This is a genomic window from Rhodococcus sp. 4CII, from assembly GCF_014256275.1.
GTDB lineage: Bacteria > Actinomycetota > Actinomycetes > Mycobacteriales > Mycobacteriaceae > Rhodococcus_F > Rhodococcus_F wratislaviensis_A.
Map to the genome: position 1 here is coordinate 3,255,519 of NZ_JACCFE010000002.1, position 22,725 is coordinate 3,278,243.

Genomic DNA, 22,725 nt, shown 5'->3' on the forward strand with positions numbered 1-22,725 from the left:
CCGGGCGGCTACGGTGGAAGCATGTCCGATCCGACGGCGCCGCTGTCGTTCCGGGCGGACGAGATCGACCGCGCCGCACTGGACCAACTCGCCTCCGTTCTCGACCTGCAGGCCGCGCGCCCGGGCATCCGGCGACTGCGCGAGTGGTCGCACGCCGCACTGCAGGTGCAGCCGGGCGACAGCGCCCTCGACATCGGTTCGGGCACCGGATCGGAGACACGAGCCCTCGCCGCGGCGGTCACCGCGTCGGGTCGCGCGATCGGACTCGACCCGAACCCCGGGATGGCGCTCCTCGCCCGTGAGCGGACCGAGGAGGAGGGCTCGACCGCGCAGTTCGTCGTCGGCGACGCCTACGCGCTGCCCTTCCCCGACGAACGCCTCGACGTGGCCCGGAGCGAGCGCGTCTTCCAGCACCTGAGCGAACCGGAGCGTGCAGCGGGGGAAGTGGCACGGGTCCTCCGGCGGGGCGGCCGGGCTGTCATCGTCGACAGCGACTGGGGGACGGCGATCATGCACCCCGGCGAACCGGAGATGCTGCACCGGATCATGGGCGTGATGCTCTCGCACACCGCGAACCCGCACTCCGGACGCCGGCTCCCGGGGCAGCTCACGGCCGCCGGACTCGTCGTCGAGGACGTCGGCACGGAGGCGCTGATCCAGGACCCGGACGATGCGACCGGCCCGCTCGTCCAGATTATGACCGCCGCCGCCGTCGCGGAGGGTGCAATCACCGAGGCGGAGCGCGTCGAGTTGCTCGAGCGGCTGACCGCCGCCGCCCGCATCGGCGACTTCCACATGTCGGTGACGATGTTCGCCTACCTCGTACGCAAACCCTGACAAACCCTTCCGGCATTCGGAAACCAAGTGCGGTGGATCACCTCCGGTGGCGCACAGTGGTGGAGACGACGCAGATGCCCCACCGCGTCCCGCGTCACGAATTCCGCCGCAGCCCAGCACATTCCGGAGGCCTCATGTCCACGATCGCCCGCAACCAGTGGTACGTCGCAGCGTACGGCCGCGAGGTCGGACGCGACCTGCTCTCGCGCACCATCTGCGAGGAGCCGATCCTGTTCTGGCGCACCGAGGCCGGCGAGGCCGTCGCGATGAGCGACCGGTGCGTGCACCGCCGCTACCCGCTGTCCGAGGCGCCGAGCCGGCTCGACGGCGACACCGTGGTCTGCGGCTATCACGGGTTCACCTACGGCAGCGACGGCGGCTGCGTGTTCGTCCCGGGCCAGAAACGCGTCCCCCGCACCGCCCGGCTGAAGCAGTACCAGGTGGTCGAGCAGGACTCGTTCATGTGGGTCTGGATCGCCGACCCGGAGAACCCCGAACAGGGCGACCCCACCCGCATCCCCCGCGCGCCGTGGATGGACTCCCCCGACTACACCGTCGTGTCCGGGATGGAACCGATCGACTGCAACTACGGCCTGCTCGTCGACAATCTGATGGACCTGTCGCACGAGACGTACCTGCACGGCGGCTACATCGGCACCCCCGAGGTGGCCGAAACCCCGATCACCACCGAGGTCGACGAGGACCGGAACGTCATCTACGTGTCCCGGCACATGGACGACGCCGAGTGCCCGCCGTTCTACTCGACGTCCACCGGCATCGAGGGACGCATCACCCGCTGGCAGGACATCGAGTACACGCCGCCGTGCCTGTACCTGCTGCACAGCCGCATCGCCCCGATCGGGGCACCGCTGCCCGGCGAAAACGGCATTGACCCGCACGCCTTCCACAGCGAGATCGTCTACGCGATCACCCCATCCACCGAGAATTCCACCCTCGACTTCTGGGCCGTGGCCCGCGACTTCGCGCTCGGCGACGACGACGTCACCACGTTCCTCGCCGAGAACAACCGGACCGTCGTGATGCAGGACGTCGTGGCGCTCAACGTTCTGCAGCGGGCACTCGACACCGAGCAGGCCGGCTACCAGGAGTTGTCGATCAACATCGACGCCGGCGGCCTCGGCGCACGCCGGCTGCTGAAGAAGCTGGTGGACAACTCCCGCACGACGGTGCCCGCGTCATGACCGTGGAACCGACGCGCATGCTCCGCGGCGCGAATGTTCTGCGGATCGTCTGGCTGCCGGGCACCGACCGGCTGCGCGGGGTCTGCCACTGCGGAGCGGCACACGAGGCCGACAACCCCGCCGCCCTGTGGGAGTGGCTCCTCGCCCACCCGGTCGGGCACCGTGCCGTCGACTCACCCGCACCCGACGACGCCGCACCGCCCCTCGCCGCCGTTCCCGTCTGATCCGGAGAGACCGTCATGCCACCCGAACCCGTACTCGAGCTGCAACTGACCGCCAGGACCACCGGCGCCGACGGCGTCGTCGTCCTCGAATTCCGCGACCCGTCCGGCGCCGACCTGCCGGCGTGGACGCCCGGCGCGCACATCGATCTGCTGCTCACCCCCGAGCTCACCCGCCAGTACTCGCTGTGCGGCAACCCGGCCGACACCGGCACGTGGCGGGTCGCGGTGCTGCGGGAGGCGATGGGCCGCGGCGGTTCCCAGTTCGTGCACGACAAGCTGACCGTGGGCGACACTGTCACCGTCCGCGGGCCGCGCAATCATTTCGAACTCGAGCCGTCACCGCGGTACCTGTTCATCGCGGGCGGCATCGGGATCACCCCGATCCTCACCATGGCGCAGGCGGCGGACGACGCCGGCGCCGACTGGACCCTCGTCTACGGCGGACGCAGCCGCGGTTCGATGGCGTTCGCCGACACGCTCGCCGCGCGCTTCGGCGACCGACTCGTGGTCTACCCCGAGGACGAACACGGCCTGATCGACCTGCCCGGGTTGCTCGGCGAGGTTCGCGAGAACACGCTCGTGTACTGCTGCGGGCCCGCGCCGCTGCTCGACGCCGTCACCGGTCACTGCGACGGCTGGCCCTCCGGCGCCCTGCACCTCGAGCGCTTCGCGGCCAAGGACCTCGACGCGCCGGTTCGGTCGGAGGGGTTCGAGGTGGAGTTGACGCTCAGCGGCAAGACGGTCGCCGTCGCCCCCGATCAGACGATCCTGCAGGCCGTCACGGCCGCCGGCGTGCAGGTGCTCTCGTCCTGCGAGGAAGGGACCTGCGGAACCTGCGAGACGGCCGTCCTCGGCGGCACCGTCGAGCACCGGGATTCCCTGCTCACCGCGGACGAGCAGGCCGCCGACGACACTATGATGATCTGCGTCTCGCGGGCGACCTGCCCGCGCCTGATCCTGGAACTGTGAGATGGAGAACGAGCCATGGCGATCACCGGATCGGTGACCATCCGCTCGCTGCGTCTCCTCGAACTGTTCACCCCGTCGGCTCCGCGGCTGACCCTCAGCGACCTGTCGCGGAAGTCCGGGTACCCGCTGAGCACCGTGCACCGGCTGACCAGCGACCTCATCGAATGGGGCGCCCTCGAGCGGGACAGCAGCGGGCGCTTCACCGTCGGACTCAAGCTGTGGGAGATCGCCTCGCTCGCACCGCGCGGCACGATGCTCCGCGAGCTGGCGATGCCGGTCATGGAGGACCTCTCGCAGATCACCCGCGAGAACGTCCAACTCGGAATCTGTGAGGGCACGGAGGTCGTGTTCGTCGAACGCATCGCCGGGCAGAAGGCCGTCCCCGTGCACACCCGCGTCGGCGGCAGGTTCCCGCTGACGGCGTCCGGCATCGGCCTCGCCCTGCTCGCGTACATGCCCGCCGACGTGCAGGAGCAGGTGCTGGCCGGGCCGATCGAGAAGTTCACCGACCGGACCGTCACCGACCCCGTCGTCCTGCGGCGGACGCTCGCCGAGATCCGCCGGTCCGAAGTCGCGATCAGCGATCGTCAGGTGACCCTGGACGCCGTCTCCGTCGCCGCACCGATCTTCGAACGCCCCGGAACCGCCGTCGCGGCCGTGTCGCTGGTGGTGTCGGCGGAGACCGCCTCGGTGAATGCACTGGTCCCGCTGGTGCGCGCCGCAGGCCGGACCATCAGCCGCGCGCTGCGGCCTCGTCCGCCGTCGTAGCCGGCGGGGTCCGACGCTCCCAGGCGCCCGGGTCGGACGTCAGCGTGGAGAGGAAGTCCGGCAGCTGCTCGTTCGCCACATCCGCCAGGCTCACGTTCTCGAGCACGGCACGCAGGTTCACCCGCACCGCGATCCACACGTCCTGCAGTTTGGCGGCCGGACCGCTGTAGTCGACGTCCTCGGGCCGCTCACCCCGGACCGACGCCAGCGGACCCTCGACGGTCCGGATCACGTCGGCGATCGTGATGTCCTCGGCGGGACGGGCGAGCCAGTAGCCGCCGTCGGGTCCGCGCCGGCTGTTCACCAGACCCCCACGCCGGAGGTCGGCGAGCACGGCCTCGAGGAACTTGTGCGGGATGGTCTGCGACTGTGCCAGGAACTCGGCCTTGGACGGGGACGGCCCGGCAGCGGCCAGTTCGATCAGCGTCCGCACGGCGTAGTCCACCTTGGCGGTGATGTGCACACCGAATTCCTACCATCTGAGTATGAAAACGGGCAACTCAGTGATACCCGTCACGTCGAGGTACATTGACCTGGACGCTCGTCTTGCCGTGGAGGACGCAATGTGGGACACCGTGACGTCGGCCTGGAACTCGGCGCTGCTGACGCCCCTGCACGAACCGGTGACGCTGGCCATCCCGGCGTTCGTCCTGTTCCTGGTCATCGAATGGTGCGCGGCGCGGCACCTCGAGGATGCGGCCACCGACCCCGACGGCCGGTCCCTCCCCGTCCGGGGCGGTTACGAACGTCGTGACGCGCGAGCCAGCGTCGCAATGGGCGCCGTGTCGATCCTGACGACCACGTTCTGGAAACTTCTCGCCCTGATCGGATACTCCGCCATCTGGGTGTACCTCGCGCCGTGGCATCTGCCCGCCGACGCCTGGTACACGTGGGTGATCCTCATCCTCGGCGTCGACGTGCTGTTCTACACCTACCACCGGATGTCGCACCGCATCCGGCTGATCTGGGCCACCCACCAGGCCCACCACTCGAGCGAGTACTTCAACTTCTCCACCGCGCTGCGGCAGAAGTGGAACAACAGCGCCGAGATCCTGATGTGGATTCCCCTGCCGCTGATCGGCATTCCCCCGTGGATGGTGTTCATCGGGTTCTCCGTGAACCTCGTCTACCAATTCTTCGTCCACACCGAGCGCATCGACAAGCTGCCCCGGCCCGTCGAATTCGTGTTCAACACGCCCTCGCACCACCGCGTCCACCACGGCTGCGACCCCGAATACCTCGACCGCAACTACGCGGGCATCCTCATCGTGTGGGACCGGATGTTCGGCACGTTCCAACCCGAAACCCACCGCCCCACCTACGGACTCACCACGCCCGTCGGCACCTACAACATCTGGACGCTGCAAATCCACGAGTACGCCGCCATCGCGCGGGACTGGCGCCGGGCACCGTCGTGGCGCGACAAACTGGGGTACGCCTTCGGGCCGCCCGGGTGGGCGCCGTCAGGACCGCGAAAGGCTCACCAGGAAGTCGACCGTGCCGTTGCCGTCCACGGTCACGAAGCCCAGTGACGGCGGCGTCACACCGAAATCCGTCCAGGTGACCGGGATACTGCCCGACGTAATGAGGTCGTCGCCGGAGCGCAGCACGTCGATGTCGACGGACACCGGTCGCGACTGCCCCTTGAGGGTCAGCGTGCCCTGAGCGGTGACCGTTCCCACCGAACCGTCCGCCGGCAGCGCCGACAGGTCGACCGGGGCGTCGACGGTGAACGTGGCGGTCGGGAACGTGGCGGTGTCCATGACGTTGCCGCGGAACTGGCCGTCGCGGCGAGACTGATCGGTTGCGATGGTCGCCACCTGCACCGTCACCTCACCTGCGGTGAGTTTCTCGTCCTCGACGGTCGCGGTGCCGGTGACGTCGCCGGTCGACCCGACCACGGTGACGCTCGCGCCGTTGAGGATCTCGTGGACGGTGTACCCCGCCGCGGTCTGGTTGGACCCCTCACCCGGTGTGACGGTCCACTGCCCGTCGACCGACCCGGTGGCCGCCTGCGCGCCCTCGGTGGACACCGAGGCCGCCGGAGCGTCGTCCTCTGCGATGAACTGGCCGTAGAACCACGGTCCCACCAGCACCGCGACCACCACAACGACAACTGCGCCGACCAACCACCACAGTTTCTTCATGAGCTCAGGCTAGTTGCAGCTTCAATTGCTGTCACTCGCTACGACCTGGGAGTGCGCTGGGAACAAAAAAGCTCCCCACCTGCGGGTGCAGGTGGGGAGCTTTGGCGGTGGCGGAGGGATTTGAACCCTCGGACGGGGGTTACCCGTCACACGCTTTCGAGGCGTGCTCCTTAGGCCGCTCGGACACGCCACCGCCGGTGACTTTACCGGATGTGGCGCCCGAGCCCGAAATCGCCAGGTGAACCCGCGTTACGTGAGCTTGTCCTTGAGGTTCTTGGCGGCGTCCTTGACCTTCTCGCCGGCATCCTTCACCGCCGACGAGGCCTGATCTGCTTTGCCTTCGTCGCGCAGGTCCGGATCGCCCGTCGCCTTGCCCGTGGCTTCCTTGGCCTGGCCCTTCAGATCTTCTGCCTTGTTCGAAGCTTTGTCTGCGATTCCCACGAGATACCTCCGTGAATCCGTTTTCGGACCCGGCCTCGGGTCCGGCGGCGCCTATTCGGCACCTTTCTCCAGAGAAGCACGGGTCATGCGGACCCGGCCACAAACTGTCGAGTACCCCACGAACGGGTTTGAAACCGGTCAGCGGCGTTCACGGAAGAAATCTTCGAGGATCCCGGCGCATTCGTCCTCGAGAACACCGCCCCTGACCTGCGGACGGTGCGTGAGCCGGCGATCGCGGACCACATCCCACAGCGAGCCCACCGCACCCGTCTTCGGCTCCCACGCCCCGAACACCACCCGGGAGATCCGGGCCAGGACGAGCGCGCCCGCGCACATCGTGCACGGCTCCAGCGTCACCGCCAGCGTCGCCCCTTCGAGGCGCCAGCCGTCGCCGTACACCCGCGCGGCCGCCCGCAACGCGATGATCTCCGCGTGCGCCGTCGGATCCGACATCGCCTCGCGCGAATTCACGGCCCGCGACACCTCGACCCCCTCGGCGTCGAACACCACCGCACCCACCGGCACGTCCGCGTCGGTGGCGGCGCGGGCGGCCTCGATCGCCGAGCGGATCATCCGCTCGTCGTCCTGCAGTGTCACGGCGCGCGAAGCTACCGGGGAAGCTTGTCGAGGACGCCGGCCAGCTCCGAGGTGAACCCGAGCCGCTGCGCGATCATCCCGAGCTGCTCGTCCGGGTAGAGGTCCGTCTCGGACGTGATGACGGCCAGCACGGGTTCGGGCAGACCTAGGTCGGACAGCAGCGACAGGTCGCCCTCCTCCCAGGGGTCGATGTCGTCGAGTTCGTCCGGATCGATGTCCGGGACCTCGACGTTGAGCGCCTCGAGGACGTCGGCGGCGATGTCGTAGTCGATGGCGGCGGTGGCGTCGGACAGCAGCAGACGCGTTCCCGACGGCGCCGGCCGGAGCACGACGAAGAATTCGTCGTCCACGTCCAGCAGACCGAAGAACGCGCCCGCGCTACGGAGGGCCCGAAGCTCCTCCTCCGCGACGCTCAGACTGGTCAGAGCAGCCGACGTGAGGGCCTTGACCTTCCACCGGCCGTCCTCGTGTACTACCGCGACACCGAAGCCCTCCAGATCCTCTGCCCGATCCGAGGAGGCGCTGTTGTTTTCCGCGCGCTGTGCACCCATGAGCGCAACGGTAGCCCGCGGGGTGCCGGTAAATGAAGTCCGCACGGGAATGTGCCAACCTGTTCGGGTGTCTGATACCGCTTCCGCACCTCCGGTGTGCGTGCTCGGCCTGGGATTGATCGGCGGTTCACTGCTGCGTGCGGCGGTCCGGGCGGGCCGCGAAGCGTGGGGCCACAACCGATCCGCGCCGTCCGTCGACGCCGCCCGCGCCGACGGCTTCGACGCCGACACCGATCTCGTCGCGGTGCTCCAGCGCGCGTCGGCGGAGTCGGCGCTGATCGTGATCGCCGTTCCCGTCCCCGCAGTCGCCGCGACCCTCACCGCAATCGCCCTGTACGCGCCGAACTGTTCGATCACCGACGTCGTCAGCGTCAAGGCGGAGGTCGCCGCGGCGGCGGCCCGTCAGGGGCTCGCCGACCGCTACGTGGGCGGGCACCCGATGGCCGGAACGTCGGCGTCGGGGTGGAGCGTCGGCAGCGCCGACCTGTTCCGCGAGGCCGTGTGGGTGGTCGGCACCGACGACGGCGTCGACCCCGGCATCTGGACGCAGGTCGCACAGCTCGCCTTGGACTGCGGTTCCGTCGTCGTGCCCGCCGAGTCCGGCGAACACGACCGTGCCGTCGCACGCATCTCGCACCTACCGCACCTGCTCGCCGAGACCCTCGCGATCACCGGCGCCCGGGGCGGACCGCTGGCACTCGGTCTGGCGGCAGGATCGTTCCGCGACGGCACCCGGGTCGCAGGCAGCGCGCCCGGACTCGTCCGGGCCATGTGCGAGGGCAACCGGGACGCCCTTCTGATCGCCCTCGACGAGGCGTTGGTACTGCTGCAGAACGCGCGGACCGAACTGTCGGAGCAGGCGTCGACGGCGGCGCTCGTCGAGGACGGTCACGCCGCCCGCCTGACGTACGACAACCAGGAGACGTGGGAGATCACCGGCATCGTCCCCGGCCGCGACGGCTGGATCGAGGAGATGCGGGACGCGGGTCGGCGGGGAGGGCGGCTCCGCCGCCTGTGAGCCTTTCTGGTTGCTGGGGCTACCAAAAAGGCGCACGGGCGCGCAGCGCCTAAATCCGCTCGGCCAGGCCCGGGTAGTCGACGATGAACCCGTCTCGATCGGCGGTCACCGAGGAACTCGACACAGGCGACAGCACGTGGATGCCGTCCGGGCCGCTGCTGTAGGTGAGGATCGCACCCTCGACCCGAAGGTCCAGGAGGTTCACGTACACGACGGGAACCTCGACGTCCTCCGATCCGAGGTGCAGGCCGTACCGCCGGATGGGCAGGGCGTTGAAGAAGGGGCTGAGCACCATGTCGACGTCGAGGGCACCGTCGAACGTGGATCGCTGGTGGTTGGCGCCGTGTTCCACCATCCACGTGCCCTCTTCGTCCCGGCTGATCGACATCTGCCGTTCACCGGCCGCGACGGACGTCCGCAGCGACAGCCGGCGGGTGACACCGCTCTCGTCGGTGACGAGGTCGTAGGACGCGCTGAACGCGGGATGCTCGGCGCACTCGCCGCCGATGATCCGCCCGGCGGCCTTGATGCGGTCGCCATTGAGCTGGACGCGCACCGATTCCATTCGGGGTGCGTTGTCCGCCCGCCACGTCAGTACTGCGGGCCAGGTCGAGGCACCGGAGGCTTGGATGCTCACCTGTCTACGGTAAGCGACGACGGCTCCCGGGGTGGCAACGGGCCGAGTTTCGTTGCAGCAGAGTTGTCGAGCGCCAGTGCCCGCGCGCGTTCCGTGATCGCGATGCGCGACGAGAAGACGACGAGGGCGCCGAGTCCGACGGCCACGTTCAGCAGCGCTCCGAATTCCTGCGCGACGAAGTCGAACACCTCGGTGAGCAGGACGGTGACCAGCGCGGCGGCCCGCAGGAACTGCAGCGGCCACAGCTTGCCGTTCCGCAGTCGCACGATGGCCGCCCAGCACAGCACGAAAGCGATGGCGGATCCGATGAGCTGCCCGATGGTGGTGATATCGGTTCCCTCGTCGCCGCGAAGGTCGTCGCCGAGCGTGATCACCGCACTGAGCAGTCCCAGGGTGGAGAACAGGGTGAGCAGCACGGCCGCGGTCCAGAGCATGCCGGGACCCTTGGCGAAGTCGGGGGTCGCGCGCCGGGCCAGCTCCCGTGCCGTGGGCAGGGTCCGGCCGGCGCGGTCGGGGCAGCGACCGAGCAGATCCCGGACGGACGTGAGCGTCGCGTCGTCGGCGCCGGCCGCCGCGGCCCGGCGCAGCTGCGCCAGCGCCTGCTCCCGCCGCCCGCGGTCCAGTCCGCGGTCGAGTCCGCCGAGTGCGATCGCGGCGGCATTGGCGACGTCTTCCGTCGGGGTCGGCGGGCGCACGTCGTGCAAAGACCGGTTGACCAGCAGCAACACCACGATCACCACATACATGATCGCGATGGACGGCCGGTAGAAGTAGTCGTTGGTCTTGGTGACGAACTTGCCGATCTCGTCGAGGAACAACCCGAACCCGACGCCGCCGACCACGACGCCCAGGACCCGCGGTTTCATCCCGAGGAACGAGAACACGGTCACGAGGGCCACGACCATGCCGAGTCCGCCCCACAGGACGTGTGCGATGTGCAGCGACGAACCCCCGACCTGCGGATATCCGGTGAGGTGGAGGTAGGCACGGGTGAGCAGGATCGTGACGATGCCGATGATGACGAACGCTTCGACCAGGCCGCTGCCCTGAGCGTCGCGCAAGAGATGCGACCGGTGCCGGAAACCCGAGATCATGGCGCCTCCCTGTGTTCCCACCCACGAAAAGTCTAGATGCCTCCGGCCCGTGAGTAGTTGTACTCACGGGTGGTTGGTCATCACAGGCGCAGATCTCGAGTAACGTTCTCGGGTGACTGGTTCGTGAGGAAGGGTGCCGTGACGTCAACCGGGAGCATGGTGGGCCTGTTCGCCGGTATCGGCGGGCTCGAGTTGGGTCTGAGAGAGCACGGCTGGAACACCGAACTGCTCTGTGAGATCGACCCGGGCGCCCAGGCGGTGCTGCGTACCCGATTCACGGACGTCCCAGTGCATTCGGACGTCACCAAGTTGCGTTCCCTCCCCCAGGACATCGAATTGGTGGCCGCCGGTTTCCCCTGCCAGGACCTCTCCCAGGCCGGCCGGACCGCCGGCATCACGGGCTCGCGGTCCGGGCTCGTCGACGAGGTGTTCCGATTGGTGAAGCGGAAGAGGGGTCCGCGCTGGCTGCTGATCGAGAACGTTCCGTTCATGCTGCAGTTGGGCCGGGGGGCTGCTATGAGGCACATCACGGACGCTCTGGAGGACCTCGGCTACACGTGGGCGTACCGGGTGGTGGATGCGCGCGCGTTCGGCCTCCCCCAGCGCCGGCAGCGGGTCCTGATGCTCGCCTCGCGGACGGAGGATCCGCGGGCGGTCCTGTTCGGTGAGGACGCCGGGGAGCGCCCGGTCGACGATCCCGCCGACTTCCCGTGCGGCTTCTACTGGACCGAGGGCACCCGCGGACTCGGGTGGGCCGTCAACGCGGTCCCGACGCTCAAGGGTGGTTCGTCCGTCGGTATCGCGAGCCCGCCCGCGGTGCGGCTGCCGTCGGGCGAGATCGTGACCCCCGGACTGGTGGATGCCGAGCGGTTGCAGGGTTTCGACCCCGATTGGACGGCGCCGGCCGCGCTGGTGCCCGGTCTGCGGAACAGCCATCGGTGGAAGCTCGTCGGCAACGCGGTGAGTGTGCGGATGGCGGCGTGGGTCGGCCGGCGGCTGCTCGAGCCGGCGGACTACGAGCGCGGCGTCGAGACGCCGATGAAGCCCGGCGACGCGTGGCCGGCGGCGGCGTGGGGCAGCAACCGTCAGGCGTTCCGAGTGCACACGTCGACGTGGCCCGTGCAGGAACCGTACGAGGATCTCAGCGGATTCCTCGAGGACACCCGGCTGCTGTCGGCACGTGCGACCGCGGGGTTCCTGAAGCGGGCGCGGATGGGGAATCTGCGGTTCGTTCCCGGGTTCATCGACGACGTCGAGAGCCACCTCGACCGGATGGGCGGCTTTCCCGAGGCCGCCGCGTAGGCGGACGGACCCGCGATGCCCGCCACCGATCCCGCGACCAGTGCCCGGATGCGGGCGCAGCGGCGGCGCGACACCGCACCCGAGCTTGCACTGCGCCGCGAACTGCATCGGCGTGGGATCCGGTACTTCGTGGACCGGGCCCCGATGAAGGGCGTCCGCCGCCGCGCCGACCTGGTGTTTCCGCGGCGGAAGGTGGCCGTGTACGTGGACGGCTGCTTCTGGCACAGCTGCCCGCAGCACGCCACGTTCCCGAAGAACAACGCCCAGTGGTGGGCGGAGAAACTCGCCGGGAACGTCACACGCGACCGCGACACCGACACGAGACTGACGGACGCCGGCTGGACGGTGGTGCGGATCTGGGAGCACGAGAATCCGGTGGCGGCCGCGGACAGGGTCGAGCGCGTTCTGGACGACGGGGACGCCGGGCCGCGCTGAGGGTGACGGTGGAGGTGTCGTAATTTCCACCCTAGGGGTATGGTCGCGCGCCCCCGATCGGTGCAGGATGGTGTGACACCCACTACTCGAACCATCCTCGGAGGAGCATGATGATCCGCCGTATCGTCGCGGCGGCCTCCATTGCGATTGCAGTAGCGGCCGTCCCACTCGTGCCGGCCGTTGCCGCGGCTGCACCGGGCGACGCCTACATCAGCAATCCCCCGGCCAACCCGACCGACCAGAGTTTCTGCGACGATCAAGCCGCGCTCGCCAACAATCTCGCCGCCAAAGGCGACTACGTGCGGGCCGACGGCGTCGTGTCGGCGGCGAACATGAGCGGTTGCCGCATCTTCACGTTCCACAGCCCGTAGACCGCTCGGCGTCGCCGTCCCGTGAGGTTCGATCAGCTCCCAGTGCCGAGACGAGGACGCCGTGACCGACCTGTTCGTGAAAGCTCTTCAGCTCCATCAGTTCGTCTACGAGCGCAGCCGCGGATGGGTGGGGCACCGGTTGCTGTTCGGGATGCCGACTCTGCTGTTACACAGCGTCGGCCGAAGGTCGGGGGAACCGCGCACGTCCGCCCTGACGTACGGCCGGGACGGCGCCGCGTTCCTGGTCGTCGCGTCGAAGGGCGGTGCGCCCACGTCGCCGGCGTGGATGCACAACGTGCTGGCCGCCCCCACCTGCGAGATCCAGGTGGGCCGCGAGCACATCACCGTGGCGGCGCGGAAAGTTCTACCGGGCGACCCGGACTACGACCGGATGTGGGCGACGATGAACGACGTCAACGGCGGCCGGTACCGCGAGTACCAGAAGAAGACGGACCGGCCGATACCGGTCATCGCGCTCACCCCGAACCGCTGAGACCTCCCGGACACTCACGTGGGGTTCAGCTGGTCGGCGGGGCGGAGGTCGTCGTTGTCGCCGGTGTCTCCGAGGGTGTCGGCGTCGCCGGGGTGGACGCCTCGGGATTCTGCGCTCCGGGGCGCAGGTGATAGACGTGCTCCGGTGAGATGATCTCGGTGACGGCCCCCGCCAGCGCGGTACTCGGTTCGCTGTCCTGATAGGCGACGTCGGTGTTGATCATGATCGCGAGGGTCGTCTGCTGCTCGGGGAGGTAGACGCAGACCGTCTGGTAACCGGGCAGGCTGCCGTTGTGCCCGATCCAGCCGGCGACGTCGAAGATGCCGAGCCCGTAGCCGACGTCGGGCGCCAGCCCCGGGGCGTTCACCGTCTCGAGCCGTTGTGCCTGGGTGGCCGGCTGCAGCAGGGTTCCGGTGGCCAGCGCGGGAGCCCAGATGTGCAGGTCGTCGAGGGTCGAGATCATGGCGCCCGCCGACCATCCCCAGGACGGATTCCAGTCGGTGGCCGTGGCTTCCTTGCCGTCCGAGGTCTGCTCCGTGTAGCCCTGCGCGTGCGGTTCGGGGAAGGCGTTGGTGGTCGGGAAGCTCGTGTCCGCCATCTTCAGCGGCTCGATGATCTTCTGCGTCACGTACTCCGGGAGCGGCATTCCGCTGACCTTCTCGATGACGAGACCCAGCAGGATCGTGTTCGTGTTGGAGTATTCGAATCCCTGCCCGGGCGGGAAGGACGCCGGCTGCGCGAACGCGTAGTCGAGCAACTGTTGCGGGGTGAAGTCCGCCTGCGGATCGGCGAGCAGGGCCTTCTGGAAGTCCTCGTTGGCCGAATAGTTGGGCAGCCCACTCTGCATGCGGGCGAGTTCGCGCAGGGTGATCTGATCGCCCAGCGGCACGCCCTCGACGTACTTGGCGATCGGATCGTCGAGCGCGACCTTGTCCTCGTCGACCAGCTGCAGAACCCCGGTGACCGTGAACGTCTTTGTCACACTGCCGATTCTGTGGAAGAAGTCGGTCTCCATCGGCGCCCCCGACGTCTTGTCGGAAACACCGAAGGCCTTGATGTAGTTGCCGTCGGGCCCCCACACGCCCACGATCGCGCCGGGGATCGACGCCATCGACATCGTCTTGTCGATCGCCTCGTCGAGCCGGGCCGCGACACCGGAGTCGATCTGCGCGTCCGCCCCGGTGCTCGGCGACCCCGACCGTTCCGTCGTCGAGGTTGCGGAAGCACCCGTGGAAGACGAGTCGTCCGAGCACGCGACGGGCGCCACCAGCAGCAATGCTGCTGCGGCCGCCCCGAGGAGTCGGCGCCGATTCGTCTTGGTCACGACCTGAGCTGTCATCGTGCGGTCCCGTCGTCGAGGTGCCCCTGCCGGAAATTTACTCCGGCACCGTGGGGCGAATGTGCCTTTCGACGCTTCCGCCGCGACGAGCGGTACATTCGCCCTACTCCGTTCTCTCGGTCGCATACTCGGCCAGCAACCGCTTCTCCTCGTCCCGGCGCGGGAAGAAGAAGAACACCACCACGGCACCGGCGCACACCAGGAGGATTGCGGCGAGGTACGCCCGGTCGTCGCCGTCGAGGAAGGCGTTGCGGGCGGCGGTGATGATCTGTTCCGCGTACTGCGGGTACCGCTCGGCGAGTACCTCGGCGCTGGAGAACGACTTGGTCAGTGCCGCTTGGGTTTCCGGCGACACCTGGTCGGCGGCGGGCGACGCCGCGATCGTCGCCGACAGCGACTTCGCGTAGCCCGCGGTGAGCACGGCCCCGAGGATCGACTGCATGATCGCGCCACCGAGGTCGCGTTGCAGGTCGGACGTGCCGGACGCCATGCCCGCGCGGGACACCGGCACCGACCCCGTCAGCGAACGGGACGCGGGGGTGCCCGCGAACCCGACGCCGATGCCGACGAACGCGTACGCGAGCGCCACCCACCAGAACGTCGCATCCTCGTCCCACCACACCAGCGCGACCACCAGCCCGATCACGACGAACAGGTAACCGACCAGCAGGGTGAACCGGGCGCCGTGCGATTCGACGAGTTTTGCGGACCGGGGCGCGACGACGACCATCGCGACGGCGGCCGGGATGATCGCCGATCCGGCGGCGAGCGTGGAGTACTCGAGGACGTTCTGCAGGAACTGCTGCCCGATGAACATCGCTCCCATCAACGCACCGAACACGATCACCCCGCCGACGGCGGCCACCCAGAACGTCGGCCGGGCGGCGACGTGCAGATCGAACAGCGGGTGCGCCGCGCGACGTTGCTGCAGGAAGAACGCGGCGCCCGACGCGAGGGCGATCACCCCGAGCCCGAGGGCGGTCGCGCCCGCGCCGTCGACGGGTGCGAAGTTGATCGCGAGGATGAGCGAGGCGACGAAGACGACGGAGATGATGCCGCCGAGATTGTCGACGGGATCGGTCGTCTCGTTGACGTGGGCGGGCACCCACACCATGGCGGCGACGAGGGCGATGCCGGCGAGCGGGAGGGTCACGAAGAACACCGAGCCCCAGTGGAACTGCTCGAGCAGCGCACCCGACACGATGGGCCCGAGCGAGGAGATGGCGCCACCGAGGGCCGACCACAGGGCGATGGCCTTGGTCCGCGCCGGCCCCGCCCACAGTGCGGTGATGATCGCCAGGGTGGTGGGGTACGCAAGTCCGGCCGAGATTCCACCGAGAACGCGTGCGAGGAACAGTATTTCGAAGTTTCCCGCGAAACCCGCGATCGCCGACGCGGGCAGCGACAGCGCCATGCCCAGCACCAGCATCTGTTTGCGCCCGTAGCGGTCGCCGAGCGCCCCGAGATACAGGACGGACGCGGCGAGCCCGAGGGAGTACGCCACCGCAATGAGGTTGAGTTGCGTCTGACTTGCGTCGAATGCGCGGCCGATGTCGGGCAGCGCGACGTTCGCGACCGACAGGTTCAGGTTGGCGACGGCGGCCACGAGGATGAGGGTCGCGAGGATGATCGTCGGCCGGGCCGGGGCCTGTGTGGATTCGGTGCGGGTCATGGTCTGCTCCCGGGAGTCGTGTCGCCGCCCGGCGCCTGGCCGGCCGTGTCTGCCGCCGGTTCGGGGGTCGATGCGAGCAGGGTCGCCCCGAGCGGGAAGAGGAGAACCGTGATCGCGCCGGCGGCGACGAGCACGGACGCGTTGGCGGACGTCATGTCGCCCGAGTCGACGGCTACCCCGGTGACGGCGACGATCAGCGGCAGACCCGTCCCCGCATACAGCGCCAGCTGGGTGCGTTCGCGGACGGTGAAGGGCGGGTCCGAGCCTTCCGCTCCCCGGTCGAATCTGCCCGCGACGTAGACCGGGCCGGCCCGCACCAGCAGGATCAGGAGGACGAACGCGATCAGGACGCCGGGTGCGGAGGCCACCGCGGCCACGTCGATGGCCATGCCCGACGTGACGAAGAAGATCGGGATCAGGAAACCGAACGCCAGACCGTCGAGCTTGGTCTCCAGGGTCTCGTCGCCTTCGGGGGTGGCCCGCCGCAGGATGAATCCGGCGGCGAACGCGCCGAGGATGGTGTCGAGGCCGAACGACGCGGCCAGCACGGTGAGCGCGACGAGGAGCAGCATGGTCAGCCGAACCGTCGTCTGCGACGTCGTCTCCGATCCCGACCTGATGATCGCGGTGATGCGCGACCCCTCGCGCCGCACCCGGGCGGGTATGAACGCGACGAGTACCGCTGCGGCGGTGAACAGTCCGAGCACGACGATCGACGCCACCGACCCGCGGGAGCCGAGTAGCACCGCCATCGCCACGACGGGTCCGAGTTCGCCGAACGCACCGTGGTTGAGGATGGTCCGGCCCAGCCGGGTGTCGAGTGCGCCGGCGTCCCGCAGGATCGGCAGCAGCGTCCCGAGCGCCGTCGACGTCATCGCGATCGCCACCGCGGTGCCCGCATCGACCACGTGGACGAGGCTGAGCAGCGACACCACCGCAAACGCCGCGACCAGCGACACGAGCCACGTCACGAGGGCGCGGCGCCCGCCGCGGCCGGTGATCTCGGCAGTGTCGATCTCGTACCCGGCGAGCAGGAAAAGCAGTCCCAGCCCGAGGTCGCGCAACAGCGCGATCTCGCTCCCCTCGACCGCCAGGTCGAAGACGTGGGGCCCGATCATGATCCCGGCGACGAGGAGCAGCACGACCTCGGGTACCAGCTTCCGGGGAAACAGCCCGGCGAGCAGCGGGGCCACCACCGCGCACGCCACGATCCAGAACAGTGAGGCTCCCAGGGAAGGCATGCGTCACCCCGTCTCTCGATCCACCGCAAACAGCACTGGGCTCGAGCCTCACAGAGCCCGGATCGGGAGACATCATCCGTAGCGGATGAACGCCACCAACCGGAATCACCCGTCGTGGATGATGCGCGGCTCCCGGCCGGTGGCGATCATCGACACCAGGGCACCCCAGCGCAGGGAGAAAAGATGTCGAGTTCAGCTGAAGATGTCGGGCCGGTCGCGTTCCTCTTTCTCACCTTCCCGGGCGAGCAGGCCGATCCCGAGGTGGTCGAGACCTTCCGAGACGCAGTCGAACAGGGGCTGGTCACGATCCTCGACCTCGTGTTCATTTCGAAGGGAACGGACGGAACGATGCGTCAGGTCGAGGTGGACGAGGACCTCGACAGCATCGGTCTCGCCGCCCTGTCGCTCGAGGCCAAGGAACTGATCAGCGACGAGGACCTCGAGGTGGTGCGGGAATCGCTGGAGCCGGGCTCGTCCGCCGTCGCGATCGTCTACGAGCAGACGTGGGCGCGCAAGGTCGCGGCCGCCTCCCGCAAGGCCGGCGGCGAGGTGGCCCTCCACCTGCACATCCCGCGCGAGGTGGTCGAGGCGGCCATCGCCGCGGCAACCTGACCCGCACGCACAGAAACGGAGAACGACATGGTTTTCAGAGGTCCACGCCGCGTGGGACGTCCGGGACTGCTCGGCACGGTGGCCCGGACCGCGGTGATCACCGGCACCGCACGGGCAACGTCCAACGCGATGAACAGGCGCGCCGCCAACAAGGATGCGGAGGCTCAGGCCCGGGCAGACCAGGCCGCCCAGCAGCAGTACGCAGAGCAGCAGGCGGCGCAGCAACAGGCCGCCCCGCCACCACCCGCACCCGCACCGGCGGGCGGCGACGACCTGGTGTCCCGACTCCAGGAACTCGCCCGCCTGAAGGAGGCGGGAGTGCTCACGGACGACGAGTTCGCGGCGGCGAAGGCCAAGCTGCTCGGATCCTGAGCGTCCTCCGAATCCTCAGTAGAACTCGACGGTGTCCACCGGTTGATCAGCTCCTCGCCGTCGAGGAAGCGAGTGGCGTTGCGCGCGCACAGTTCCGCGATCAGCCGGTCCTCTGCGGGGTTCAGGGCTGCAGTGTGTGGGCTGACCAGCACGTTCGGGTGAGTCCACAGCGGTGTGAGGAACTACCGGGCCGGGTCGGTCTGCAGTTCCCCGAAGGAGCGGCGGGTGTGCCGGACGAGTTCGCGCAGCGCGGGGCCGCCGCGACCCTTCCAGACCAGCGCGAGCACGGCCGGGATGTCGACGTCGTCGAGCGGGACCGCCGTCAGCCGGCCCCGGTAGTCGGTCGCCATCGACTCGCTCAGGATCGCGACCCCCAGTCCGCGGATGGCGAGGTCGGCGACCGCATCCGGCGCACTCGCCTGCAGGGCGATCTCGGGGCGGAGGCCGGCGGCCGCACACGCCTGATCGAACACCGTCCGGATGCCCGTTCCGGTCGGCATACAGACGATCGTATGGTCGGCGAGTTCGGCCAGCGCGACGCGGGATCGCCGCGCCAGCGGATGACCTGGGGCCACCGCAGCGACCAGCCCCTCGCTGATGATCGGGAAGGCGTCCAGCCCGTCCGGTGGCGCGGACGCGGTGGCGACGAGAGCCAGATCGGTCCCGCCGGAACGGACGCGGTCGACGAGTCGGTCGGAATTGTCCTCGATCAGCGTGATCTCGATACCCGGGTGCGCGAGATGGAACGCGGACAGAGCGTCGAACAGGGGTTTCACGGTGCAGGCGGTGACCATCCCGACGACGAGGCGACCGCGGACCAGCTGGTTCTCGTCGTCCACGGCCTGTCGGACCGCCTCGGCCGAGGCGAGGGCCGCGCGGGCGTGCACGAGTGCCGCTTCCCCCGCGGATGTGAGTGTGGCGGTCCGGCTCGACCGGTCGATCAGCGTCGCGCCGAGGTCGTGCTCGAGCTGCCGGATCTGCGCGCTGATCCCCGACTGGCTGATGTGGACCCGTTCCGCGGCTCGGGTGAAGTTCGCTTCCTCCGCGACCGCGACGAAGTACTCGAGCTGCCGGAGTTCCATAACCAAAAATTCTAGTATCAAGCACAACTATCTGTTGGACTTCCGATTCTGCGGGCCCCATCCTGGGAGATGACAGCAGATCACCGATGAGAGGATGCGCATTGTCCGAGCACGAGAAGGCCCTGAAGCCCGAAGACCTCACCCGCCTGTTCGTCGAGCGGAGCAACGCCGGCGACGCCGCCGGGGTCGCTGCCCTGTACGAGGAGAACGCCGTCATGGCATATCCGCCCGGCAGCCGGACGGTCGGACGGGAAGCCATCCGGGCACTGTGGGAATCGGTACTCGCGAACGCCCCGCACTTCGAACTCGAAACCCCGCTCCCCACGCTGATCAGTGACGACATCGCCCTCACCTCCACCCCACCCAAGGACGGATCCGGCGCGCGGGCGCAGGTGGTCCGCAGGCAACCGGACGGAACGTGGCTGCGGCTTCTCGACCAGCCGGAGTTCGTCCCGCCCACCCGCTGAGGTCGCGGCTGCGCCGGCCGATACACGGCATGAACTTCGTTGTCCACCATTGCATCTGCATTCGGATCGGTGGGAACATAGGGGTATGCGCAGACCGCGTTGGCCGGCAGTAGCGCCACCCACCACCGGGGGACACCAGGTCCACGGCCCCCTGCTTCTCACGACGGAAGAACACCTCACCCTCGAACTCTTCGAAGTCGTGGCGTTCGCGGACGGTCTCCACCTCCGGATGGCCCTGACCGCGACGGGCAGACCCGCGGAACTGGCGCAGTACGAAACACGGTCGCTGTCCGATCCCGACGATCCCTCGACCCGATGGTCCTATCTGTCCGTGCGCGCACGCGTCGACGACGTCGAGGGCGAGGCCGACCCCTACCATCCGGCGTCGGCGTCCAAATCGGCGCAGAGCGGGCCACCCGAGTACCGGACCGAACCGCACTACTGGCTGGACGCGATACCCGCCTCCGGGTTCATCGCGGTCACCGCCGGCTGGCCACGAATCGGTCTCGGTTCGACCACCACGACGATCGGTCTCGAATCGAGCACGCGAACGTCGTGACCATCCGGCCGACCACAACGAGAAGCCCCCGCCGCCTGCATCATTGCAGTTGACGGGGGCTTCGTGGTGCGCCCGAAGGGATTCGAACCCCTAACCTCTTGATCCGTAGTCAAGTGCTCTATCCGTTGAGCTACGGGCGCATGTTCTTCAGTTGTCTAGCTTGCACCGGCCGTCTAGGCCCGGTGTGGCGGAGGCGAGAGGATTTGAACCTCCGGTCCCTCGCAAAAGGGACAACTCATTAGCAGTGAGTCCCATTCGGCCGCTCTGGCACGCCTCCCTGGGGTGGTTCCGATCCCTTCGGACCGCCGGTGCGAAAGATTACACACCTTTCCACCACAAAGGCAAAACGGCTGGTCAGAGCGCAAGGATGGCCGCTCTACCGCAGGTAGCCGTCGAACCAGTCGAAGATCCGGCGCTGTGCGTCGACGATGGCTTCCACCCCCGGGTCGTCGTCGCGGCCGTCGGGAACCTGAGGCGGTTCGTCGGCCCGGTGCGCGAGCCCGGCATAGCTCACCACGAGCCCCGCGACGTCGGATCTGGCGGTGGCGTCGCGCAGCAGCTCGACCTGATCGGGCGGCGTCGACGGATCGTCCTCCCCGTACAGACCGAGCCACGGCGCCTTCAGGTCGGGGGCGGCGTGCACCAGCGCGGGCGCGTCGTCCGACAGCGGTTCGACGATCCCGCGGGCGGCGACGCTCACGGCGGCACCGACGGGACGCGTCGTCGCGACGAGCAGGGCCGCGGTCCCGGCGTCGTCGAATCCCAGCACTCCTACGCAGTCGGCGTAGATGCCCCGCGCGATGAGCCAGTCGAATGTGGCGTCGAAGTCGGCGAACAGCGTTTCGCCGAACACCTCGATATCGCTGGGCGCCGGTTCGCGGTGGAAGAGGTGCGGCGCGACCGTCACCCACCCTTCCATCGCGAGCGCGCGCATCAGATCGAGGAGAGCTTCGCTGAAGGTTCGTGACTCGTGCAGGACCACGATGCCGCCCCGCGCCGGACCGTCCGGTTCCACCGCGGTGAGCGGAACTCGCAGCTGAGGACCTTCCGGCGCGTCTCCGGACGTCCGCAGGGCTGCACTGTCCCTGAAGAATCCCGACATGTCCCTACCTTGGCACGAAGGGGGCGTCGGCGCAGAGGATCGGGAGGCGCATAATCGCCTGGTGACTCCGCGAACCAGGGCAGACCTCGACACGATTCCGGCCTACGTCCCCGGCAAGAATTTTCCGGGCGCGATCAAGCTGGCGAGCAACGAGACCACGCTGGGCCCGTTGCCGAGTGTGCGGGACGCCATCGCCGACGCCGTCGGGAACGCCAACCGGTACCCGGACAACGGTCACGTCGCCCTGATCGCGGCGCTCGCCGACCACCTCGGGGTGGCCACCGAGAACATCGCCGCGGGCTGCGGTTCGGTCAGCCTGTGCCAGGAACTGGTGCAGGCCACGTGCAACGACGGCGACGAGGTCGTCTTCGCGTGGCGGTCGTTCGAGGCCTACCCCGTGGTCACCCGGGTGGGCGGGGCGACGCCGGTCAAGGTTCCGCTCACCGCGGACCACGGTCACGACCTCGACGCCATGGCCGCCGCGGTCACCGACCGCACCCGGCTGATCTTCGTCTGCAACCCGAACAACCCCACCGGCAACGCCCTCACCAAGGCCGAACTCGAGCGTTTCCTCGACGCCGTTCCCGCGCACGTCCTGGTCGCCCTGGACGAGGCCTATTTCGAATACAACCGGTCCGACGCCGACGGCATCGAACTGTTCCGCGGACGCCCCAACGTGGTGGTGCTGCGCACGTTCTCCAAGGCCTACGGTCTCGCGGGCATCCGGGTGGGATACGCGGTCGCCGACCCTGCGGTCGTCACCGCTCTGAGCAAGGTGCACATCGCGTTCGCGGTCAATGCCGTCGCGCAGGCCGCCGCCATCGCGTCGTTGGCCGCGTCCGCCGAGCTGCTCGCGCGCACGGACGGCGTCATCGCCGAGCGGAACCGGGTGCGCGACGCCCTGCTCGCCGCCGGCTACGAGGTGCCCGAATCGGCCGCCAACTTCGTCTACCTGCCGCTGGGAACGCACTCCGGACCGTTCGCGGCCGCCAGCGCAGAAGCCGGTGTGCTGCTGCGCCCCTACGGCGACGACGGGGTGCGGATCACGATCGGCGATCCGGCGGAGAACGACGCCTTCCTCGCTTTCGCCACAGGCACCGAGGCCCGGTCGATCGCGAACGTCGCGGTGCGGGCGTAACGCTCGAGACGTAAACGTTACCCACGGGTATAACGCCCGTGACTCCTTCTTGGCA

General features: G+C 68.8%; 28 protein-coding genes, 3 tRNA genes and 1 pseudogene. 16 read left to right on the forward strand and 16 right to left on the reverse strand.

Annotation, left to right across the window (positions count from 1 at the left end; translation table 11 throughout):
* Positions 1 to 21: 21 nt before the first annotated feature.
* From H0B43_RS15745 to H0B43_RS15765, 5 genes are all read left to right on the forward strand, one after another.
* Complete coding sequence (locus H0B43_RS15745; RefSeq protein ID WP_185727077.1) at positions 22 to 837, forward strand: class I SAM-dependent methyltransferase; 816 nt, start codon at positions 22 to 24, stop codon at positions 835 to 837.
* 134 nt (positions 838 to 971) lie between these two features.
* The gene (locus H0B43_RS15750) at positions 972 to 2,039 is read left to right on the forward strand and encodes an aromatic ring-hydroxylating dioxygenase subunit alpha (RefSeq protein WP_185727076.1); all 1,068 of its coding nucleotides are present in this window, start codon (positions 972 to 974) and stop codon (positions 2,037 to 2,039) included.
* Positions 2,036 to 2,263 (forward strand): hypothetical protein, encoded by a 228-nt coding sequence (locus H0B43_RS15755; protein ID WP_252189778.1) that lies wholly within the window; start codon positions 2,036 to 2,038, stop codon positions 2,261 to 2,263. Before H0B43_RS15750 ends, H0B43_RS15755 begins: the two co-directional genes overlap by 4 nt.
* Before the next feature lie 15 nt (positions 2,264 to 2,278).
* Positions 2,279 to 3,232, forward strand: coding sequence for a PDR/VanB family oxidoreductase (locus tag H0B43_RS15760; RefSeq protein ID WP_185727075.1), 954 nt, complete (start codon positions 2,279 to 2,281; stop codon positions 3,230 to 3,232).
* A 15-nt stretch (positions 3,233 to 3,247) separates the two neighbouring features.
* Complete coding sequence (locus H0B43_RS15765) at positions 3,248 to 4,000, forward strand: IclR family transcriptional regulator (protein ID WP_185727074.1); 753 nt, start codon at positions 3,248 to 3,250, stop codon at positions 3,998 to 4,000.
* Here H0B43_RS15765 and H0B43_RS15770 read toward each other — a convergent pair.
* On the reverse strand, positions 3,966 to 4,463 hold the full coding sequence (locus H0B43_RS15770) for an Rrf2 family transcriptional regulator (protein WP_185727073.1): 498 nt from the start codon (positions 4,461 to 4,463) through the stop codon (positions 3,966 to 3,968). The genes H0B43_RS15765 and H0B43_RS15770 overlap by 35 nt on opposite strands.
* Before the next feature lie 100 nt (positions 4,464 to 4,563).
* Here H0B43_RS15770 and H0B43_RS15775 point away from each other — a divergent pair, with 100 nt between their 5' ends.
* Positions 4,564 to 5,532 carry a sterol desaturase family protein gene (locus tag H0B43_RS15775; RefSeq protein WP_185727072.1) on the forward strand — a complete coding sequence of 323 codons (969 nt, stop codon included), beginning with the start codon at positions 4,564 to 4,566 and terminating at the stop codon, positions 5,530 to 5,532.
* Here H0B43_RS15775 and H0B43_RS15780 read toward each other — a convergent pair.
* The 5 genes from H0B43_RS15780 to H0B43_RS15800 all read right to left on the reverse strand — a co-directional run bounded on the left by H0B43_RS15780 (position 5,464) and on the right by H0B43_RS15800 (position 7,736).
* The gene (locus H0B43_RS15780; protein ID WP_185727071.1) at positions 5,464 to 6,147 is read right to left on the reverse strand and encodes a YceI family protein; all 684 of its coding nucleotides are present in this window, start codon (positions 6,145 to 6,147) and stop codon (positions 5,464 to 5,466) included. The genes H0B43_RS15775 and H0B43_RS15780 overlap by 69 nt on opposite strands.
* Positions 6,148 to 6,249: 102 nt before the next feature.
* Positions 6,250 to 6,340: transfer RNA gene (locus H0B43_RS15785), tRNA-Ser, on the reverse strand.
* A gap of 56 nt (positions 6,341 to 6,396) precedes the next feature.
* Complete coding sequence (locus H0B43_RS15790; RefSeq protein ID WP_009477222.1) at positions 6,397 to 6,588, reverse strand: CsbD family protein; 192 nt, start codon at positions 6,586 to 6,588, stop codon at positions 6,397 to 6,399.
* Positions 6,589 to 6,726: 138 nt separating this feature from the next.
* Positions 6,727 to 7,185 carry a nucleoside deaminase gene (locus H0B43_RS15795; RefSeq protein WP_185727070.1) on the reverse strand — a complete coding sequence of 153 codons (459 nt, stop codon included), beginning with the start codon at positions 7,183 to 7,185 and terminating at the stop codon, positions 6,727 to 6,729.
* An 11-nt stretch (positions 7,186 to 7,196) separates the two neighbouring features.
* Positions 7,197 to 7,736 (reverse strand): tRNA adenosine deaminase-associated protein, encoded by a 540-nt coding sequence (locus H0B43_RS15800; RefSeq protein WP_185727069.1) that lies wholly within the window; start codon positions 7,734 to 7,736, stop codon positions 7,197 to 7,199.
* Positions 7,737 to 7,785: 49 nt separating this feature from the next.
* Here H0B43_RS15800 and H0B43_RS15805 point away from each other — a divergent pair, with 49 nt between their 5' ends.
* Positions 7,786 to 8,754, forward strand: a complete 969-nt coding sequence (locus H0B43_RS15805; protein WP_185729942.1) for a prephenate dehydrogenase — start codon at positions 7,786 to 7,788, stop codon at positions 8,752 to 8,754.
* Between the two features lie 49 nt (positions 8,755 to 8,803).
* Here the strand turns inward: H0B43_RS15805 and H0B43_RS15810 are convergent, their stop codons facing one another.
* Positions 8,804 to 9,391: a putative glycolipid-binding domain-containing protein gene (locus tag H0B43_RS15810; protein ID WP_185727068.1), complete on the reverse strand. Its 588-nt coding sequence runs from the start codon at positions 9,389 to 9,391 to the stop codon at positions 8,804 to 8,806.
* Complete coding sequence (locus H0B43_RS15815) at positions 9,388 to 10,485, reverse strand: hypothetical protein (protein ID WP_185729941.1); 1,098 nt, start codon at positions 10,483 to 10,485, stop codon at positions 9,388 to 9,390. The genes H0B43_RS15810 and H0B43_RS15815 overlap by 4 nt, the downstream gene beginning before the upstream one ends.
* A 156-nt stretch (positions 10,486 to 10,641) precedes the next feature.
* Here H0B43_RS15815 and H0B43_RS15820 point away from each other — a divergent pair, with 156 nt between their 5' ends.
* The 4 genes from H0B43_RS15820 (at position 10,642) to H0B43_RS15835 (ending at position 13,086) form a co-directional block, all read left to right on the forward strand.
* Positions 10,642 to 11,787 (forward strand): DNA cytosine methyltransferase, encoded by a 1,146-nt coding sequence (locus tag H0B43_RS15820; protein ID WP_185729940.1) that lies wholly within the window; start codon positions 10,642 to 10,644, stop codon positions 11,785 to 11,787.
* Positions 11,788 to 11,802: 15 nt separating this feature from the next.
* The gene (locus H0B43_RS15825; protein WP_185727067.1) at positions 11,803 to 12,222 is read left to right on the forward strand and encodes a very short patch repair endonuclease; all 420 of its coding nucleotides are present in this window, start codon (positions 11,803 to 11,805) and stop codon (positions 12,220 to 12,222) included.
* 107 nt (positions 12,223 to 12,329) lie between these two features.
* The gene (locus H0B43_RS15830) at positions 12,330 to 12,593 is read left to right on the forward strand and encodes a hypothetical protein (protein WP_185727066.1); all 264 of its coding nucleotides are present in this window, start codon (positions 12,330 to 12,332) and stop codon (positions 12,591 to 12,593) included.
* 61 nt (positions 12,594 to 12,654) lie between these two features.
* Positions 12,655 to 13,086 (forward strand): nitroreductase family deazaflavin-dependent oxidoreductase, encoded by a 432-nt coding sequence (locus H0B43_RS15835; protein WP_185727065.1) that lies wholly within the window; start codon positions 12,655 to 12,657, stop codon positions 13,084 to 13,086.
* 25 nt (positions 13,087 to 13,111) lie between these two features.
* Here the strand turns inward: H0B43_RS15835 and H0B43_RS15840 are convergent, their stop codons facing one another.
* The 3 genes from H0B43_RS15840 to H0B43_RS15850 form a co-directional block, all read right to left on the reverse strand.
* The gene (locus H0B43_RS15840) at positions 13,112 to 14,425 is read right to left on the reverse strand and encodes a serine hydrolase (RefSeq protein ID WP_185727064.1); all 1,314 of its coding nucleotides are present in this window, start codon (positions 14,423 to 14,425) and stop codon (positions 13,112 to 13,114) included.
* A 103-nt stretch (positions 14,426 to 14,528) separates the two neighbouring features.
* On the reverse strand, positions 14,529 to 16,097 hold the full coding sequence (locus H0B43_RS15845; RefSeq protein ID WP_185727063.1) for an MFS transporter: 1,569 nt from the start codon (positions 16,095 to 16,097) through the stop codon (positions 14,529 to 14,531).
* Entirely contained in the window at positions 16,094 to 17,338 is a 1,245-nt protein-coding gene (locus H0B43_RS15850; protein ID WP_185727062.1) for a cation:proton antiporter, read from the reverse strand. The genes H0B43_RS15845 and H0B43_RS15850 overlap by 4 nt, the downstream gene beginning before the upstream one ends.
* Positions 17,339 to 17,521: 183 nt before the next feature.
* Here H0B43_RS15850 and H0B43_RS15855 point away from each other — a divergent pair, with 183 nt between their 5' ends.
* Both H0B43_RS15855 and H0B43_RS15860 read left to right on the forward strand, forming a co-directional pair.
* Positions 17,522 to 17,950: a DUF6325 family protein gene (locus H0B43_RS15855; protein ID WP_185727061.1), complete on the forward strand. Its 429-nt coding sequence runs from the start codon at positions 17,522 to 17,524 to the stop codon at positions 17,948 to 17,950.
* Between the two features lie 27 nt (positions 17,951 to 17,977).
* Entirely contained in the window at positions 17,978 to 18,322 is a 345-nt protein-coding gene (locus H0B43_RS15860; protein WP_185727060.1) for an SHOCT domain-containing protein, read from the forward strand.
* A gap of 15 nt (positions 18,323 to 18,337) precedes the next feature.
* Here the strand turns inward: H0B43_RS15860 and H0B43_RS41575 are convergent.
* Positions 18,338 to 18,498 (reverse strand): annotated as a pseudogene (locus H0B43_RS41575) (D-2-hydroxyacid dehydrogenase); the annotation flags it as partial.
* A 6-nt stretch (positions 18,499 to 18,504) separates the two neighbouring features.
* On the reverse strand, positions 18,505 to 19,404 hold the full coding sequence (locus tag H0B43_RS15865; RefSeq protein WP_185727059.1) for a LysR family transcriptional regulator: 900 nt from the start codon (positions 19,402 to 19,404) through the stop codon (positions 18,505 to 18,507).
* A gap of 101 nt (positions 19,405 to 19,505) precedes the next feature.
* Here H0B43_RS15865 and H0B43_RS15870 point away from each other — a divergent pair, with 101 nt between their 5' ends.
* Together H0B43_RS15870 and H0B43_RS15875 are read left to right on the forward strand one after the other, a co-directional pair.
* Entirely contained in the window at positions 19,506 to 19,871 is a 366-nt protein-coding gene (locus tag H0B43_RS15870) for a nuclear transport factor 2 family protein (RefSeq protein WP_185727058.1), read from the forward strand.
* Positions 19,872 to 19,956: 85 nt separating this feature from the next.
* Positions 19,957 to 20,430, forward strand: coding sequence for a hypothetical protein (locus H0B43_RS15875; protein ID WP_185727057.1), 474 nt, complete (start codon positions 19,957 to 19,959; stop codon positions 20,428 to 20,430).
* 64 nt (positions 20,431 to 20,494) lie between these two features.
* On the opposite strand, the gene H0B43_RS15880 is transcribed toward H0B43_RS15875, so the two are convergent.
* From H0B43_RS15880 to H0B43_RS15890, 3 genes are all read right to left on the reverse strand, one after another.
* Positions 20,495 to 20,570: transfer RNA gene (locus tag H0B43_RS15880), tRNA-Arg, on the reverse strand.
* A 45-nt stretch (positions 20,571 to 20,615) separates the two neighbouring features.
* Positions 20,616 to 20,707 (reverse strand) — tRNA-Ser (locus tag H0B43_RS15885).
* A gap of 99 nt (positions 20,708 to 20,806) precedes the next feature.
* On the reverse strand, positions 20,807 to 21,532 hold the full coding sequence (locus tag H0B43_RS15890; RefSeq protein ID WP_185727056.1) for a dienelactone hydrolase family protein: 726 nt from the start codon (positions 21,530 to 21,532) through the stop codon (positions 20,807 to 20,809).
* 61 nt (positions 21,533 to 21,593) lie between these two features.
* Between H0B43_RS15890 and hisC the strand changes: the two genes are divergently transcribed.
* The gene (gene hisC, locus H0B43_RS15895; RefSeq protein ID WP_185727055.1) at positions 21,594 to 22,670 is read left to right on the forward strand and encodes a histidinol-phosphate transaminase; all 1,077 of its coding nucleotides are present in this window, start codon (positions 21,594 to 21,596) and stop codon (positions 22,668 to 22,670) included.
* The last annotated feature ends 55 nt before the right edge of the window (positions 22,671 to 22,725 follow it).